Annotated in this window: 1 protein-coding gene; it reads right to left on the bottom strand. The window is 74.5% G+C overall.

The features are described 5' to 3' along the window. The coding region (locus CA983_RS44660) for a LacI family DNA-binding transcriptional regulator (protein WP_143645911.1) at positions 1-640 on the bottom strand (640 nt) is incomplete at its 3' end. Positions 641-666: the final 26 nt, after the last annotated feature.

The following is a 666-nucleotide window of genomic DNA, read 5'->3' as shown; positions in this document are numbered from 1 at the left end:
CCGCCTCGTCGAACGCGGCCGTCCGGATCCCCGTGTGCCCGAGGGCCGCCGCCCCGCCCAGCCGGGCGATCCGCCGGTGCCCCAGCGCCGCCAGATACCGCACCGCCTCCGTGACGGCCGTCGCGTCGTCGGTCCACACCGAGGTGAGCCCCCCGGTCAGCGAGGGATGCCCCACGGCGACCACCGGCAGCCCGAGCCGCTCCACCAGGCCCACCCGGGGATCGTCGGCCCGGAAGTCGACGAGGATCGACCCGCCGATCTGCCGCCCGCGCCACCACGACTCCTGGACCCCCACCTCCTCGTCCAGGTTCCGTACGAGTCTCAGCAGCAGGGAGGAGGAGTGCTCGGCCAGGACGCTCTCCACGCCCGAGACGAACTCCATGTACCAGGGTTCGAGCCCGAGCACCCGGGCCGGCCGGCACACCGCGAGCCCCACCACGTCCACGCGCGAACCGGCCAGCGTCCGGGCCGTGAGGTTCGGCGCCCAGCCCAGCTCCCGCGCCGCCCGGAAGATCCGGTCCCGGGTCGCCTCCGACAGCCCGGGCTTGTGGTTGAACGCGAGCGATACGGCACCCTTGGACACGCCGGCGCGCGCGGCGACGTCCTTGATGGTGACGCGGGGGGTCGGCGTTGCCGTCATCGGGTGGGCTCCACGCAGTACAGGGC

It is taken from the genome of Streptomyces swartbergensis (assembly GCF_002148965.1).
GTDB lineage: Bacteria > Actinomycetota > Actinomycetes > Streptomycetales > Streptomycetaceae > Streptomyces > Streptomyces swartbergensis.
This window is presented reverse-complemented; position numbering and strand designations above follow the sequence as displayed.